This window comes from Paenibacillus taihuensis (assembly GCF_003386535.1).
GTDB lineage: Bacteria > Bacillota > Bacilli > Paenibacillales > Paenibacillaceae > Paenibacillus_Z > Paenibacillus_Z taihuensis.
The window spans coordinates 11,994-27,203 of record NZ_QTTN01000046.1 but is presented as its reverse complement, the minus strand read 5'-3'; the positions used below and the strand labels follow the sequence as shown (position 1 = coordinate 27,203).

The 15,210-nt window shown below is 55.9% G+C and carries 13 protein-coding genes; 6 read left to right on the top strand and 7 right to left on the bottom strand.

Translation table 11 applies throughout. The annotated features are described in order from the left end of the window. Positions 1-2: 2 nt before the first annotated feature. From A8990_RS26710 to A8990_RS26680, 6 genes are all read right to left on the bottom strand, one after another. Positions 3-881: a carbohydrate ABC transporter permease gene (locus A8990_RS26710; protein WP_116192083.1), complete on the bottom strand. Its 879-nt coding sequence runs from the start codon at positions 879-881 to the stop codon at positions 3-5. A gap of 15 nt (positions 882-896) precedes the next feature. Further along, on the bottom strand, positions 897-1,874 hold the full coding sequence (locus tag A8990_RS26705) for an ABC transporter permease (protein ID WP_181909794.1): 978 nt from the start codon (positions 1,872-1,874) through the stop codon (positions 897-899). A gap of 109 nt (positions 1,875-1,983) precedes the next feature. After that, on the bottom strand, positions 1,984-3,750 hold the full coding sequence (locus A8990_RS26700; RefSeq protein ID WP_147306877.1) for a type 2 periplasmic-binding domain-containing protein: 1,767 nt from the start codon (positions 3,748-3,750) through the stop codon (positions 1,984-1,986). A 31-nt stretch (positions 3,751-3,781) separates the two neighbouring features. Further along, complete coding sequence (locus A8990_RS26690; RefSeq protein WP_116192079.1) at positions 3,782-4,420, bottom strand: hypothetical protein; 639 nt, start codon at positions 4,418-4,420, stop codon at positions 3,782-3,784. Beyond that, the gene (locus A8990_RS26685; protein ID WP_116192078.1) at positions 4,390-6,153 is read right to left on the bottom strand and encodes a glycoside hydrolase family 36 protein; all 1,764 of its coding nucleotides are present in this window, start codon (positions 6,151-6,153) and stop codon (positions 4,390-4,392) included. Before A8990_RS26685 ends, A8990_RS26690 begins: the two co-directional genes overlap by 31 nt. Further along, entirely contained in the window at positions 6,147-7,757 is a 1,611-nt protein-coding gene (locus tag A8990_RS26680; RefSeq protein ID WP_116192077.1) for a hypothetical protein, read from the bottom strand. Before A8990_RS26680 ends, A8990_RS26685 begins: the two co-directional genes overlap by 7 nt. A gap of 425 nt (positions 7,758-8,182) precedes the next feature. Here A8990_RS26680 and A8990_RS26675 point away from each other — a divergent pair, with 425 nt between their 5' ends. The 5 genes from A8990_RS26675 to A8990_RS26655 all read left to right on the top strand — a co-directional run bounded on the left by A8990_RS26675 (position 8,183) and on the right by A8990_RS26655 (position 12,382). Beyond that, a complete protein-coding gene (locus A8990_RS26675; RefSeq protein WP_116192076.1) occupies positions 8,183-9,301 on the top strand; it encodes a GntR family transcriptional regulator in 1,119 nt (372 codons plus the stop codon). A gap of 80 nt (positions 9,302-9,381) precedes the next feature. Beyond that, positions 9,382-9,705 carry an STAS domain-containing protein gene (locus A8990_RS26670; protein ID WP_116192075.1) on the top strand — a complete coding sequence of 108 codons (324 nt, stop codon included), beginning with the start codon at positions 9,382-9,384 and terminating at the stop codon, positions 9,703-9,705. Positions 9,706-9,749: 44 nt separating this feature from the next. Beyond that, positions 9,750-10,229, top strand: a complete 480-nt coding sequence (rsbW, locus tag A8990_RS26665; protein ID WP_116192074.1) for an anti-sigma B factor RsbW — start codon at positions 9,750-9,752, stop codon at positions 10,227-10,229. Next, positions 10,229-11,005 carry a sigma-70 family RNA polymerase sigma factor gene (locus A8990_RS26660; protein ID WP_116192073.1) on the top strand — a complete coding sequence of 259 codons (777 nt, stop codon included), beginning with the start codon at positions 10,229-10,231 and terminating at the stop codon, positions 11,003-11,005. Before rsbW ends, A8990_RS26660 begins: the two co-directional genes overlap by 1 nt. A gap of 168 nt (positions 11,006-11,173) precedes the next feature. Further along, positions 11,174-12,382, top strand: coding sequence for a magnesium transporter CorA family protein (locus A8990_RS26655; protein WP_116192072.1), 1,209 nt, complete (start codon positions 11,174-11,176; stop codon positions 12,380-12,382). Between the two features lie 638 nt (positions 12,383-13,020). Here A8990_RS26655 and A8990_RS26645 read toward each other — a convergent pair. Further along, a complete protein-coding gene (locus tag A8990_RS26645; RefSeq protein ID WP_116192070.1) occupies positions 13,021-14,193 on the bottom strand; it encodes a PP2C family protein-serine/threonine phosphatase in 1,173 nt (390 codons plus the stop codon). A 151-nt stretch (positions 14,194-14,344) separates the two neighbouring features. On the opposite strand from A8990_RS26645, the gene A8990_RS26640 reads away from it, so the two are divergent. Then, the gene (locus tag A8990_RS26640) at positions 14,345-15,145 is read left to right on the top strand and encodes a lipase family protein (RefSeq protein ID WP_245996240.1); all 801 of its coding nucleotides are present in this window, start codon (positions 14,345-14,347) and stop codon (positions 15,143-15,145) included. Positions 15,146-15,210: the final 65 nt, after the last annotated feature.

The following is a 15,210-nucleotide window of genomic DNA, read 5'->3' as shown; positions in this document are numbered from 1 at the left end:
GATCATCCTTTCAATGAACCTAGCATGATGCCTTTGACAAAATACTTCTGCAAGAACGGATATATGCAAAGAATCGGCGCTGTCGTCACGATCAGCATCGCCATCTTGATCGATTCCGCCGTAACGGTCACCGCGCCTTGATGCATTTTGCTGAGCACTGCAAGATTGGATGCCTCGTTGGACTGAATGAGGAAGAGCAGCAGGTTCTGCGCCGTCCACAGCTTCGTGTTCGAGATGAATGTGAACCCTGTAAACCAGTCATTCCAATGGCTGACGCCGACGAACAGCGCAATGGTCGCCAGCACCGGCTTCGACAGCGGGAAAATAATGCTGAAGAAGATTCGCGCATCCGACGCGCCGTCCATCTTCGCCGACTCCTCCAGCGCTTCCGGCAGCTCGCTCATGAACGTGCGCACGAGCATGATGTTGAATGCGCCGTACAAACCCGGAATGATGTACGTCCAGAAGCTGTTGAGCAGATGCAGCTGCTGCAGCGTGATATAGAACGGGATGAGGCCGCCGCTCAGGAACATCGGGATGACGATCCACCAGTTCAGAAACCTGCGCAGCGGGAAGTTCTTCTTCGTAAGCACGTACGCAAACATCGCCACGAGCAGCACCTGCGTAATGACGCCGACGACAACCCGTCCGATGGTGACCCCGTAGGCGAGGAAAATATTTTGATCGCTGAAGATGACACTGTAGTTCTTCATGCTGAACATGCGGGGCCAAATATAAATGCCGCCCTTCTGCGCATCCATCGCGTCGTTGAAAGAGATCGCCAGGATATAAATAAACGGATACATGCATAGGAAGGCAAAGACGAGCATGAACAGCATATTGACGACGTTGAACCAACGTTCTCCCCGAGATCTCTGCATGCCGATGCTCCTCTCCTATATGAGTGACTCTTGCTTGATTAACTTGGCTACAAAGTTGCAGACGAGGAACAGAATCAGTCCGACCGTCGCTTGGAACACGCCCATCGTCGCGCCGAGCGAGAGACCCATGAAACCGCCCGAGTTGCGCAGATAGCTGAGAATAAGCGTATCGAGAATTTGCCCAACCTCCTGCACCTGCAGGTTGCCCATCGTCCACAGCTGGTCGAAGCCCGCGCTCATCAGGCCCGATGCACTCAGAATGAACAGCAGCACCATCGTGCCGCGGATGCCCGGCAGCGCAATATGCCAAATTTGGCGAATCCGGCTAGCCCCGTCAATGCTGGACACCTCGTACAGATGCGGATCGATGCCCGACAGCGCGGCCAAATAGATAATGGCGTTGAAGCCGATATTTTTCCATAGTTCGGTGAAGATGACGATCGGCAGGAAAGCCTGCGTGCTGCCCATGAAGTAGAACGGCTCGTTCAGGATGCCGATGCGCGTCAGCATCTCGTTGATCAGTCCGCCATCCGGGGACAGCATCTTGTACCACAATCCTGCAGCGATAACCCAAGAGATGAAGTACGGCAAGTAGCTGATCGTCTGCACGACCCGCTTGAATACCGTCTGATGAATCTCGTTAATGAGAAGCGCGAACAGAATGGTAGCCGGGAAGCCGATCAGAAGCTTGAGTCCGCTGATAATGACCGTATTGCGAAGCGCATTCGTGAAGTCAGGCAGGTTGAAGATCGTCTTGAAATTCTCGAGGCCGACGAATTCGCTGCCGGAATAGCCTTTGACCGGATTGTAGTCCTGGAAGGCGATAACGATACCGACCATCGGGTAGTACGAGAACAAGAGGAAGAAGATAATGCCCGGGATGGTGAAAATGTACAGCCAGCGCTGCTCCCAAACTTTGCGCATGATGCGCCTCGCGAGCGTCGGCTTCGTATTCGTTACGCTGCTTGTCTGGGCTTCTGCGAGCGTCGTCATCGGTAGGTGCCCCTCCTTCATGCCAAGGAATGATTTGAGGAGAGCGCCTTATTGCGCCGGCACTCTCCCTCGTCAACCACTATTGCTGCGGAAACTATAACGGTTACTGTTACTTCAAGTTCTCCAGATGGATCGACTTCGCTGATTCCTCGCGCTCTGCAACGATTTTGTCATAGCCTAGCGCTTTGACGTTCTTGCCCCAATCCAGGACGAGCTTCTTGATGTCGTCCGGGTTCTTCGCAGTAACGGCCTTCGCCACCATTTGCTTATAGCGCTCGCTTTGACCGACTGTCGCTTTGTTCTCCGCATCGCCCGGCTCAACGTAACGCTGCGGATCTGTCACGTACTCGGTCGGGAACTTGGAGCCGAGGTTCTGCCACGTCTCGATCATATCTTGGCGCAGCTCATAGCCGGATGGAGCTTGGTTCTTGATGAGCGCGTCATAGTTAGGAATGAAGGAGTACACGTCGATACCGAAGTGCGCGCGTTTGTTCCAGTCGCCTTGTGTTTCATCGAAGAACGCCTTCGTATCGACAATCTTGCCGCCCGCGTTGCGCTCCCACTGCTGACCTTCGAGACCGTACTTCGTCAGGATCGTGCCTTCCTCGGAGAGAACGTAGTCCAGCGTCTTGAAGAACGTATTCACTTCTTCCTTCGGCAAGCCGGCTTTCACCGCCCAGAGGCTCCATGCCTCCAGTCTGAACTTCGGCAGGCTTGGTCCGGAGGCGATCGATGGATCGTACAGCTGAACGCCTACGAATTCTGCCTTCGGATCCGTCTTCTTGATGCTGTCCGTGAACGGATTCGCTTGCTCCCAGTACGCGCCGTGCACGGCACCGTAACGTCCTTGGTTGCCTTTCTCGTCGATCTGGCCTTGCTTCAGCGTGAACGCTTCTTTCTCGATCAAGCCTTCGTTATACAGCTTGTTATAGAACGTAAGCGCGCGGATCAGGTTCTCCGGCTGGCTGACGTCGGAGCGAGCCGGCTTGCCGTCTGCGTCGGTGTACCATACGCCCGTGCCGTCGTTCTGGTCCGGCGGGAAGAACAGCTTGATCATATTGCGGAAGTTTTCTCCGAATGCCGCATATGGAATGACCGGCTGACCGTTAACATCCTTGATCTGCTCCTTGAACGCCTTCAGATCGTTGTACAGATCGTCCACCGTCTTCGGCAGCGGCAGGTTCAGCTTGTCGAGCCAATCCTTGCGAATCCAGATCGTCGGTTGGTCGATGGCGTACGCCTGCATGTTGGAGAAGTTTTGCGCGATGCTGTAGATCTTGCCGTCATGCGGGTCGGACGTGAACGGAAGCAGCTTCTCGACGGCCTTCTTCACGTTCGGATATTTCTCGAGCCAAGGCGTCAAATCTTCAAGCTTGCCCGTTTCGCCGAGGTTGTTCAGAATCAGCTTCGTCCTGGAGTCGGAGCCGGTCGTGACGATATCCGGCCAGTCGGAGCCGCCCGTGGAAGCCCACAGCTGCAGCTTCTGGACAACGTCGTCGTAGCCGCCAGTCTTGATGACGTCATACGTCAGGTTCTTCATGCCGAGGCGCTTCGTCAGCTCCGGCAGGACGACGTCCTTCGCCGGGTCTGCGTTATCCCAGCCCCAGTTGAACGCGGTGATTTTCAAGTTATCGACAGTGCCGATTTCCCCGCTGGATGTGTTCGAAGAGGTGTTGGACGAGTTCGAATTAGAGCTTGTATTGGAGCTGTTTGAGCTGTTTGATGAATTGGAGCTGGAGTTAGAGCTAGATGAATTTGCTGAATTCGATGCATTGTTAGACGTATTGCCGCCGTTGTTGCCGTTGCCGCCGCATCCGACCAAACCTACCGTTAAAGCTGCAGTTAGCAAAATGCCTACATTTTGACGGATTCTCACACGTTATTCCCCCTGAATATGAGTGATAGGTTCATGCAAACATCAGTTTGAAGCTTCTGTCTTCCCCGCCAAGCCCCGTCAGCTCGAGCCGCACGCCTTCTTCTGTAACTTGGTGCGCTGCTCCGGGGCAATCGATTGCGCGTATTGCATAAGTCTCCGGCACAGTGAACGTCAATACGGCATTCCCTGCTCTTCGGCCTATGAACACGCCTGACAGCGTCAAGCTCTCCTCGTCCCAACTCAATTGACCGAGTTCTACTCCCCCTTGCGTCAAATGATAATCTGTAGATAACAGCCACGGATGCGGCCGGTTCTCCCGAATGGCAATGACTTTGCAATCATGCGACGCAACGCCCGGAATGGTGATGCTGCCTCTGGCGATGCCAAGCGGCCGCTGGTTCCAGAAATCATAGATACGGTAGCGGCGATCCGGCTTCAGACCGTCGCTATCGAAGCGAATGCTGAAGCTGCGCGCTTCCTCTTCCCAGTTGAACAGGGCGGCAACCCACCATGTATCGAAGCTGGTGTCCACTCGCAGCAGCCACTTCGATGAGAAGTTCGACTCGTACAGATCGAGCGGTCTCGCTTGCTTCGGGTAGAGCGGCAGCATCTTGGCGAGAAGGTCGAGTCGATCCTGCGTCAGCGCCGGAAGCTCGTCGCCATTGAACATGACGCCGCCGGCCAGCCCTGCAGAGGTGACGTTAATGCGTGCTTCCTTGTATGGTCTCGGGCTCGGAGAATGACCGATTCGTAGTTATTGGTCCAGATTCGGTCCTGATAATAACGGCGCAGCGCGAGCGTCTGCGCGAAAGCTTTGACCCCGCCATGCATGTGGATCCGATCCGGGATGAACCGGATAATCGCATCCTCTGCGACGAAGTTGGTCTTGAAAATACCGCACAGCGCCATCACCGGACTGCCGCATGGCGACAGCCAAATGTCGTTATTCGCGGCATCCGCGAGCGCCTGCATCTTCTTGCACATGTCGCGAAGAATCTCGATGCTCGTGCGATCATCGGAGTGGTAGCGGAACTGCGACCTGTTCTCCGTCAGGCTCACCGTGGCCACTTCGAGAAAATCCATCTTAATGAGCGCATAGCCCCATTCATGAATCAGCTGCGTGAGCTGGTCTAGCACGTATTGCTGTGCACCCGGATGCGACAGGTCGAGCCGGTATGCATACGGATGTTTGAATGTTCGCGGGCCGAGCGCGAGGCTGCCATCTGCGTGATGCAGCAGGTACTCCGGATGCGTCGTGACTATCTCCGCGTCCGCCTCGATCCAGAACGGCGCGATCCATATGCCGGGCCGGAAGCCTGCCTCGCGGATCATATCCGCCATCCGCTTCATGCCTCGCGGGAACTGTTCTTTATTCACTGCTGGCGACCCTATTGTCTGCTGCCAGCCATAGTCGATCAGAATGTACTCGAAGCCGCCGGGTTCCGGCGTGAACACCTCCGGATGCTCCGCTGCGAAGCGCAGGTTGCGCTCGACGTCGTCCTCCGTCACCTGGAAGAAAGCGTAATGCCAGGAGCACCAGCCGGAGACGGGGCGATCCAGCTTCACCGCGCCCATGCTGCTTGCGATGAGATCCGCGTACTGCTCCTGCGCGCGTTCAATGTCGTAGCCGAGATAGAGGTAGCACGTCTCGGCTTCTAGCGTCTCGCCGGGTTCGCAGCCGCGCCCTTCGCAGCGCGTTAGTAGCGTGAAATCGCGGAATACGTCGCGATCGATCTCCTTGTTGTAGGTGAACGCGATCTGCGGAAGGAACCTGCGGCAGGTCGTGTAGCCGAACACCGCGCCGTAACCGGTGAGCGGGTCCTTGATCACGCCGTCGAAGGTGGAATGCCACGGCGTCTCGTAATCGCGTTCCAAGTACTGAATCCCTTGGGAATGCGCTTTATGAAACATCCGGCTGTCGAAGCCGTCGAATACTTCCCGGACGGCAGCCGGAATTTTGTAATACGGATCCGTGTAGACAAGACAGCGCATCGGATCGCTGCCGATCTGCAGGTAGCCTTGTTCGCCGAGCTGCATGCTGCGCAGCTCCTCGATTCGCAGCGGCTCGACGCTCTCGTTCTCCACTGTTAGCTGAAGCAGCAGATAGCCGTCTTCGCTCGCTTCGCCAAGCGTGAAATGCTGCGTCAGCGTAATGCCTGGCTTTACAAGGTGCTTGATTCGGAGCGACATAGTGGCGTCGTCCAGCTCGGATGAGATGTACGTGTCCGAGCCTGTCGCCCATGCAATTCCGCCACCGTCGCTGCCAGCTTCAGTAAATCCCGAATGCACACCGCCCATGACAAAAGCTCCCGCAGCCACGTCCTTCACATCGAATGTGCCAAGTGAGCAGTCATATTCAATGAGCACATGATCATTGCCTAGCTCCAGAATCGGCTCTACCAATGCACATTCCCCCCGCGCTGCTCCGCATAAGGAATGCCCTGCGTCATCGGCGCGCTATCCTGCTCCATCCATTTCCGCTGGTAGAGCGGATAAATCTGACCGGATGGCGTCACCGACAGCACGGTATCGCCGCGCCAGCGAACCTTGTAATCTCGGCCGGATACGCGCTCGATCGCTTCCACGGTCGTGAGCGGGTACAGCAGCTGCACGAGCTGTCCTGCTTGCAAGCCTTCGAGTCGGATGTAACCATTTGCGGTCTCATCGGTTACAATCGGTCTCGCTTCACCGTCAACGGTCAACACCGCGTCTTCGCGGACGACCCAATCCGGCATCCGAACGCGGAGCGCTTCGGCGGCCTCGTGAACATGCAGCTCCAGCTTGCCTTCGTATGGCTGATAGCTGACGACCTCCACCCACTGGCTGTTGCGGCTCAGCGCCATGTTCACGCTAACGACGCCATCACGCTTCGTCACGATGTCGTCCCAGAGCAGATAGCAGGCGCGAATACCTGCGCCCAAGCAGCAGCCTTCGACGCTCTCGATGCAATTGTCGAGCGACCCCGGCTTCGACCAGGACGCCCAGCTGCCATAGAGGGCACGCTCGAAGATTGGCTTCTCGGGGAATTCGCCTTGAGGCAGCATCGGATCGGTATGTACGAATTGGTTCTCGAGCAGTTGGTTGCGTGCGAACCGCTCCAGAATCGCGTAGTAGCTTTCATCAATATGGCGCGCAATAAGCAAGCCAAGGTGAATCGCATCTGTAATGGTGCACGATTCGCAGGAAGCATCGTCCGGACCGACTCCGTCCGGCACCCAGCCCCATTTGCTGGAGAACCGAAGCGTCCAATCGAATACGTTCTTCATCTGATCTATGATTGCGGTATCGTTCTTCCGCAGCGCACGGCGCATGATTGCTACCGCTGCCGTCAGAATGCCGCCCGAGTGCGTATGCCCTTGATAGCGGCCGTCAGCTTCGAACGTGCCGCTTACATTCAGCACGAATCGGCACATCCGGTCGAGCAAATCCTCGCAATCCGGTGCTTCGGCACTCTCCGTGAAACGCGCAAGAGCCAGCATGATGCCGCCGAGCGGGAATGTCGGATAGCCGTTGAAATCGCCGAACACCGCATGCTCCATCGTGTTCCAGCCGTCGGCATTTTTGAACCAATAGCTGTAGTCTTCTTCGTGCTGCACATTGTCGCGGATCGAGGCTGCAAGCTTCTCGACCGCTTCCCTGCGCTCAGTGCTTGGCGAATCCAGATACAGATCGACATAGGCGAGCAGCATTCTGCCTGCCATGAACGGATTCAAGAACGGATCGCATGTGTCCAGCATGGCGCGAAGTGCTTCTTCTTCCTCCTTGAACGCTGCTGATCCCGTCACCGGACGGCCCAGCAAGTACGCATCCGTGAACCGGCTGCACATATCGCCTAGGTCCCAGATATGATGCTCCAGCTGCGGCTGCGGCTTAAGGCGAAGCAGAAAATACGGCCGGTAATTCTGTTCTCTATCCAGCCGGTTCGCGATGGCGCTGAACCCTCTTTCAATCGCCTCCTGCAGAAAATACGTCTTCGGTCTTCCCTGCAGCTTTGCATCCATTTCCATCATTACTCCCCCTGTCTAATTCGCGTATGATTCATCTGAATCGGCAAACAAGCAGTATGATCATGGAGACTGATTCGCAAATAGAGCGCTTACATTTCGCAATAAAAAACGACGATGTTCGAGAGATGGATTGTGAAAGAAACTGGTTGTCGGAGAGTGGTTGTGAAGTGCTGAAATGGGTCGGAAAATGTTGTGCTCGTGGGGTCGACATGCACGTCTGAGGCAGGTGAAAATTAGACATGTTTAGACAACTTAGAAGGGGTGAAGGAGCTGCTTATATCGAATATACAACTATGTTCAGCAGCATGTTCCTGGATAACTGCATCATACTCCCATCCCCTCCAAGCTGTAAAGAAAAACATTTGAAATCGCTGCCAAAAGTTGTATATTCAATATAACAAGTTAAAAGAAAGAGCGTGAGGCCGATGTCAGTTCCCATGAAGCGAGTGCCCTTATATACGCAGATCCGCACCTTCATCTCCGATCAAATTGCCCAAGGCAAATTGAAACCAGGCGAGCGTCTGCCCTCGGAGAACGAGCTGGCGGAGCATTTTGGCGTCAGCCGGATCACGGTGAAAGGCGCGCTGTCCACCCTCGTTGAAGAAGGTGCCGTCTATCGCATTCAAGGGAAAGGATCCTTCGTCGCCGATGGTCCGCAGAGCAAGGAGCCGGCCCTTTATCCTACTGGCGCCCCTCTTGTGAAGCCCCGCAAGATGAAGCTGATCTCCCTTCTCATCCCGAGCCTCAAAACCGCCTATATGGTCAATCTCGTAAAAGGCGTCGAGGAAGCGGCTGCGCTGGGAGGCTATCGGGTCATCGTATCGATGACGCATGAGTCTGTGGAGACCGAGTGCATGCTTCTGGCTGAAGCTGACGAATTTGGCGTCGATGGCGTGATTGTTTACCCGGTAGAAGGAGAAAGCTATAACGAGGATATATTGCGAATGTCGCTTCGCGGTTATCCGATCGTCGTCATTGACCGCTACTTGAAGGGGCTGGAGACAAACTGCGTCTGCTCGGATCATTTTGGCGGCGCCTATGAAGCAACGAACCATCTCATTCAATCCGGCCACACGCGTATCGCATTCCTGACCGCCCCGGCCAAAGGCACATCGAGCATGGAGGACAGGCTCGACGGGTATCGCAGAGCGCTGGCTGATCACGGCATTCCGAGTGATCCGAGACTCGTATTCACGAACACGGACCCGATTCAGATCGAGAGGTTTCTGAGAGAAAGCACCGACGTCACGGCTGTCTTCGCACTCAATTCGTCGCTTGGCCTGAAAGTGATGGCGGCTGCGGAACGGCTAGAGTTCGCGATTCCGGAGCAGCTGTCCGTTATTTTCTTCGATGATCTGGAGCATTCCTCGCGCTGGGCGAAGCGTCCGAGCTGCATCCTTCAGCAGGAGGAGGAGATCGGCATCCAGGCCACGAAGCTGCTTCTCTCGCTCGCCGAGAATCCGGAGCAGGAACGCAAGAAGATTGTGCTGCCGCCAAGGCTTGTCGCAGGCGGAACGACGGCGGCGCCTGCCGATATTACATAACTTGGAAGATATTTTTGATTCATAAGAGCTCTTCACGGGTAATACGCTTGTAGAAATTATCGATTTAGGAGCGTTGCGCGATGAAACACAACGATAAATTAGTGCTGCGAACGGAAAATCAGGAGGGCAAGTGCACCGTCTACGTTGGCGGCGAGCTTGACCTGGAATCAGCGGTACAGATGCGTGCGGCGATGTCTCCGCTCATCGAGCTGACCGATCGCGAATTGGTACTGAACCTGCAAGAGCTGCGCTATGTAGACAGCACGGGCATCGGGATTCTTGTCTCTGTCCTGAAAGCCCGCCATGCCAAAGAAGCGCCATTCACTGTCACTGCCGTCCCTCCGCATATTCGCAAGCTGTTTGATATGACAGGCATTACGCCATTTTTACTGAAACAGGCCTAAGGCTTTCCCTAAGCCAGCCAACCTTCAGAAAGGAACTCACAACTATGAACGAGAATGAAGATTTAATCACGCTCAAAGTGCCGGCAGCAGCGGAATATATCGACTTGGTTCGGTTGACGCTCTATGGCCTTGCGGTCAAAATCGGTTTCTCCTACGAGGAAATCGAAGATATGAAGGTAGCGGTGTCCGAGGCATGCAACAATGCGGTGCTTCATGCGTACGGCGATATACGCAGCCATGCTGCCCTTACTGGAACTTTGGCGGAGGCGCCTCATATTGAGGTCCGATTTGTGAAGAGATACGACGCCCTCTCCATCATCGTGAAGGACGAGGGAACTAGCTTCGATGCGGCGGCGGCAGCGAAGCTGGCTCAGCCAGTGGACGGGAAAACGATTGATGAGCTGCAAGCCGGCGGGCTCGGTCTCTACTTGATGCAGGCGCTCATGGACGATGTGGTCGTGAGCAGCGAGATGGGAACCGAGGTTGTGCTGACGAAACGGCTCATCCGGAGCGGTGATCACTAATGAGCACGCAGCCGGCTAATCATCGGAACGCCACCAGCATCGAACTCATTACGGCCTATCAGAACGACCCGACCAATGAGACCGCTGAGCTACTGATCATTCATTATGAGCCAATGGTTCGAATGGCTGCCGGTAAAATATCACGTAACCGTCCTGACCTGTACGAGGATTTGATTCAAATTGGCCAGATGGCGCTGCTTCGTCTGTTCAGTCAATTCGACAGCACGCTTGGGGTTCAATTCGAGCCCTATGCCATGAAGAGCATCATCGGCCATATGAAGAACTTCCTCCGCGACAAGTCGTGGTATGTCCAGGTCCCCCGCCGCATTAAGGAGAAAGGCATTGCGCTTCAGCAAGCGATTGACGATCTGACCGTATCGCTTGAACGCTCTCCGAGAATCGACGAGATTGCGGGGCGCATGGGGCTCACTGTCGAAGAAACGACCGAAATATTGGCCGGACGCGAGCTGTACCACTACGTCTCGCTCGATACGCCGATATCCGAAGAAGACAGCACCTCGACGCTCGGCGATCTGCTCGGCTCGCCGCTCGATGATTTCGACAGCGTCGATAAGCGGCTCGATCTGCAGGCCGCCATGGCGCAGCTAGAGCCCGCAGAGCAGCGCGTGCTGCTGCTTGCGTATCAGGATGGGCTTCCGCAGCGGCAAATCGCCGACATGCTCGGCATCTCGCAGATGAGCATCTCCCGCATTCAGCGGAGAGCGACGACCAAGCTGAAGAAGCTGTTAACCGAACAAGATGAACACGATGTATAGAAGCGCGCGACCGGGGTGACACGAAAACTGTGAACCGCGGAGGCGCGCTTCTTTTGTTCATGGCAGCTTTTTGGATAAAATTGTCGGCGCTACAGTTGTACTCGGTGCATTGTTCGCGTTATGATGGTAGCAATACGTATGAACGGACACGCAGGAGGCTTCTAAACCATGACGCATCGTTTGCTGCAGTTTCCTTCCAAATGGGAATGGCTCGTGCTTAACGAGCAGCGGCCGGAAACTTCCGGCCTCAGCCGCAGCAGCAGCCGGGCTGCAGGCGGCGGCATTGCCGAAGCCGGGCTCGCCGATCATGCCGAGGAGCCGGCTTCCGCGAAGCAGGCCAGCGCCGCAGCCATGAAGCAGGCTTACCCTGAACTTAGCGGCTGGCTAAGCGACATTGAAGGCAACACCCACAACCAAATCATCGTCAGCGAGCTGGCCGGCGGCGAGTCGGTGCTGCAGGGGACGCTTATGTTTCAGGTTTCGGAGGATGAGACCGACGTGCATCCGCTGCATTTTCGCGTGACGCAGAGCATGCTCGTGACGCTCGCTGCCGATATGCGCCTGTCGATCCGGCTGCAGCTCGATCCGTGGCAGGACAAGCTGAACCGCTGCCAGAGTGCGCCGGAGGGCTTCTTCGTCGTTCTCGGCTCCATTCTGGAGACATTCCATTCCGGACTCGACCGTTTCGAGACACGGCTTGGCGACCTGGAGCAGAAGATGCGCCTGCAGAACCGTACGGGCCTTATGAACAATATCTTCGAGCGGCGGTATGAGCTGCTGCACTGGAGCCATCTGTTCATTCCGATTAAGGAAATTCAAGGCGCAGCGAAGGAAGCCTTCATGGACACGCTGCTTGAGCAGGAAGAATATAAGCGGATGGAGCTCAAGCTTGAGCGTATCGAGGCGCTGCTCAGCCATTATGCGATGGAGATCGATACGTTGTTAATGATGGACGACGCCATCTCCAACTTCCGCGGTAACGATATTATGAAGACGCTGACGATCTTCACCGCCCTGTTCATGCCGGCAACGGTTATCGGCGCGGTATGGGGCATGAATTTCAAGCGCATCCCTTGGGCCGGCGAACCGTGGGGCTTCATCGCGGTCTGCTCGATCATCGTCGTCGTCACCATGCTGATCTACTGGTGGCTCTGGCACAAGGGCTGGACCGGCGACCTGCTGACCGGCCGTCGCCGGGGCGAAATTGTCGGCGCTGGCACGCGCATCGATGCCGCGGGCGCCGATGATCTTGATCTGCCGCGGCCGCTGCCAAGCCGCAGCAGCCGCGGATCAGCGCCGCGCGGCGCTGGCAGCGCGAGCAGCGGCGGCGCCCGCGATGAGCAAGACGCGCCGCTGCCGTCGCGCTCGAGCCGGTAGTGGTTTGGGAACCGAGAGTTGGAAGGACGGGGCTGTTGCCCGGCCGGACGGCTCTCGGTTTTTTTGTGCTTACACAGGGCCGCACGGAGCCCCGTCGTGCAATGTCCTCCCAGTTAGTTCCATCAGTAGATTAACTCCGCTTGCCTGCCTCGCCCCCACTCCATCTACCGCTAAATCCCCATACCTGCCTCGCCCAAATCCATTTACCGCTAAATTCCCCCCTGCCTGCTTCGCCCCACTCCATCTACCACTAAATTCCCCATACGCTACCTCGCCATCTGAGCTATATTGGATTTTCCCACTCAATTTCACTAGTTTGAGCGATTTTGAGTGGCTATATTGGATTTTTCCACTCATTTAGAGCAATATCCGAGGAAATAGCCACTTTTCGCATAAAATGAGTGGATTTTTCCAACATAGCCCGCCAAATCGCCCAAAATCCGCTCTGTATATTGGATAAATCCAATATGGACAAGCTAGACGTGCAGTAAAAGGCTACCTGCCACTATGATCGAGTTCTGAAGGTTGGGGTTGAGGTTGAGGTTGAGGTTGAGGTTGAGGTTGCTGGGTGCTACCAACGCCCAAACAACGAAAAAGCCCCTGCCGAAGCCGAGGCAGGAGCTTTCATTTGCTCCACATTACTTGATATCCACGACGACCAAGCACCGGTCGTCCGACTGCAGCCCCTCCCGCTGCCCCGCCTGGAACAGCGCCGCCTCGAGCTCCGCGAGCGAGGTCGTGCTGCCGTGCGGCTGCAGCAGCGCGGTCAGGTTCGCCGGCCGATCCTCCTCGCTGTCGTTGCCGACGAGGTCGTAGATGCCGTCGGTCAACAGCACGATCCGATCGCCCGAGCTGATCGGCAGCGTGTGCTTCTCGACGACAATGTCGCCGAACATGCCGATCGCCACGCCGCCTTGTTTGAACATCTCCACTGCGCCGCCTTTGCGAATAATCATTCCCGGCGGATGACCCGCGTTGACGTACTCCACGACGCCTTCCACAAGGTCCACGACCATGTACAGCCCCGTGAAATAGTACTGGATCAGCTGATCCGCAAACTGCAGCTGCAGCGATCGGCGATTCAGCTCGCGGATGACCCGCTTCGGATCCACCTGCTTCGACATCGCTTCCTTCAGCACGGAAGCGATGAACATGCAGGCAAGCGATGACGATATGCCGTGCCCCATCGCATCCATCACGGCGATGCCGTAGCGATGATCGTCGATCCGATTCCACGCATACAAGTCGCCGGACAGCTCCTCCGACGGGCGGAAGATCGCATCGATAGCGACGCCTTCGTCATCGACCTTTTGCGGCAGCGCCGCAAGCTGCACTTCCCGCGCCAGCTGCAGCTCCTCCCGCACGCGGCGGTCCCGATCCTTGTGCCAATCCTTCTGCTCCTTCAGCCGGAGCGCCACCCGGATGCGGGCAAGCAGCTCGATACGGTTGATCGGCTTCGTCACATAATCAATCGCCCCAGCATCAAGCGCCTCTGCGAGCTTCTTCGAGTCGCCGATTGCCGTCACCATAATGACCGGGATATCCTTCAGACGCGCGGACTGCTGCAGCTTCTCGCACGCCGTTATTCCATCGATACCAGGCATCATCATATCGAGCAAAATCAAATCGACACCGTGCCGGTCATCCCCCGGCCCGCCGGCAGGCTCGTCGCCCTTCACGGTCAATCCAAGGAGCAAGAACATCTCTCCTGCCGATCCAGCCGACAAAATATCGGTGTATCCCGCACGTTTCAATATTTCTCTGACCACCGTTATGTTCATCGGATTATCGTCAACGACGGCAATTCGCATTTTCCATCTCCTAGCCCTGCTTTTTTTCGAGTTCAAATTCACTTCTTCATGTTAATCGTTACCCGTACCATCTCGGTTTGAATCGGCAGTTGACGGGGATAGCAGCCTAACGCACATTGGCCTATCCGCACATACAATGGGAGCAAGGAGAGTGGGTGCAACCATGAGCAGCGGCAGTACGGTCGATATTCGCACAGCCATCTTTTTGGCTGCAGTCTGCGGGCAAGCATATATGCAATACAGCAATAACGGCTACTTCCTCGTGCCGGAATCCTATCGTGTCGTCGGTTCTTTTAGCGCAGCCTCGTTCGCCGGCAATGAAGAACCGTTCGGCTTCGTCATCGAATCGCCGCAGGCTGTCGTCCTTGCGTTTCGCGGCACAAGCTCGACAACGGACTGGGTCACGGACATGATAGCGCAGCAGACGGCATTCAAGCCGCTCAGCAAGAAGAGCGTCATGACCCATCGCGGCTTCACGGAGGTCTATATGTCCGCACGTGATCAGATCTTCAGACTGCTGGATCAGGTGCCGAGTGATAAGCCGCTGTTCGTCACCGGCCACAGCTTGGGCGGAGCGCTGGCGACGCTGGCATCGCTTGATATTGCCGTGAACCGGAAGCCGGACACAATCATTACGTATACCTACGGTGCGCCAAGATCAGGCGACCCTGCGTTCGTTCGCGCCTACAATGCTGCCGTGCCGATCTCGTTCCGGATCCAGAACGAATTCGACGTCGTGCCCCATTTGCCGCCGCTCGTGTACCAATCGCCGAAAACCGATAAAACCTACTACTACATGCATGTCAAAGAAGAGGTCAAACGGAGGTTTCACAACGGCTCGCTCGGAGGCAACCACGTCATCAGCAGCTACTTCAACGATTTGGCGCAGGATGCGCCTGGCTTCACCTATTCCATGTGTTCCGGTCCTCCAGGCTGGTGCCCGCAAAAATAAGCAAAGCCGCCGATCCCGGCGGCTTTATACATCGATTTATTCTTTTAAATTTTATTCTTTTAAAT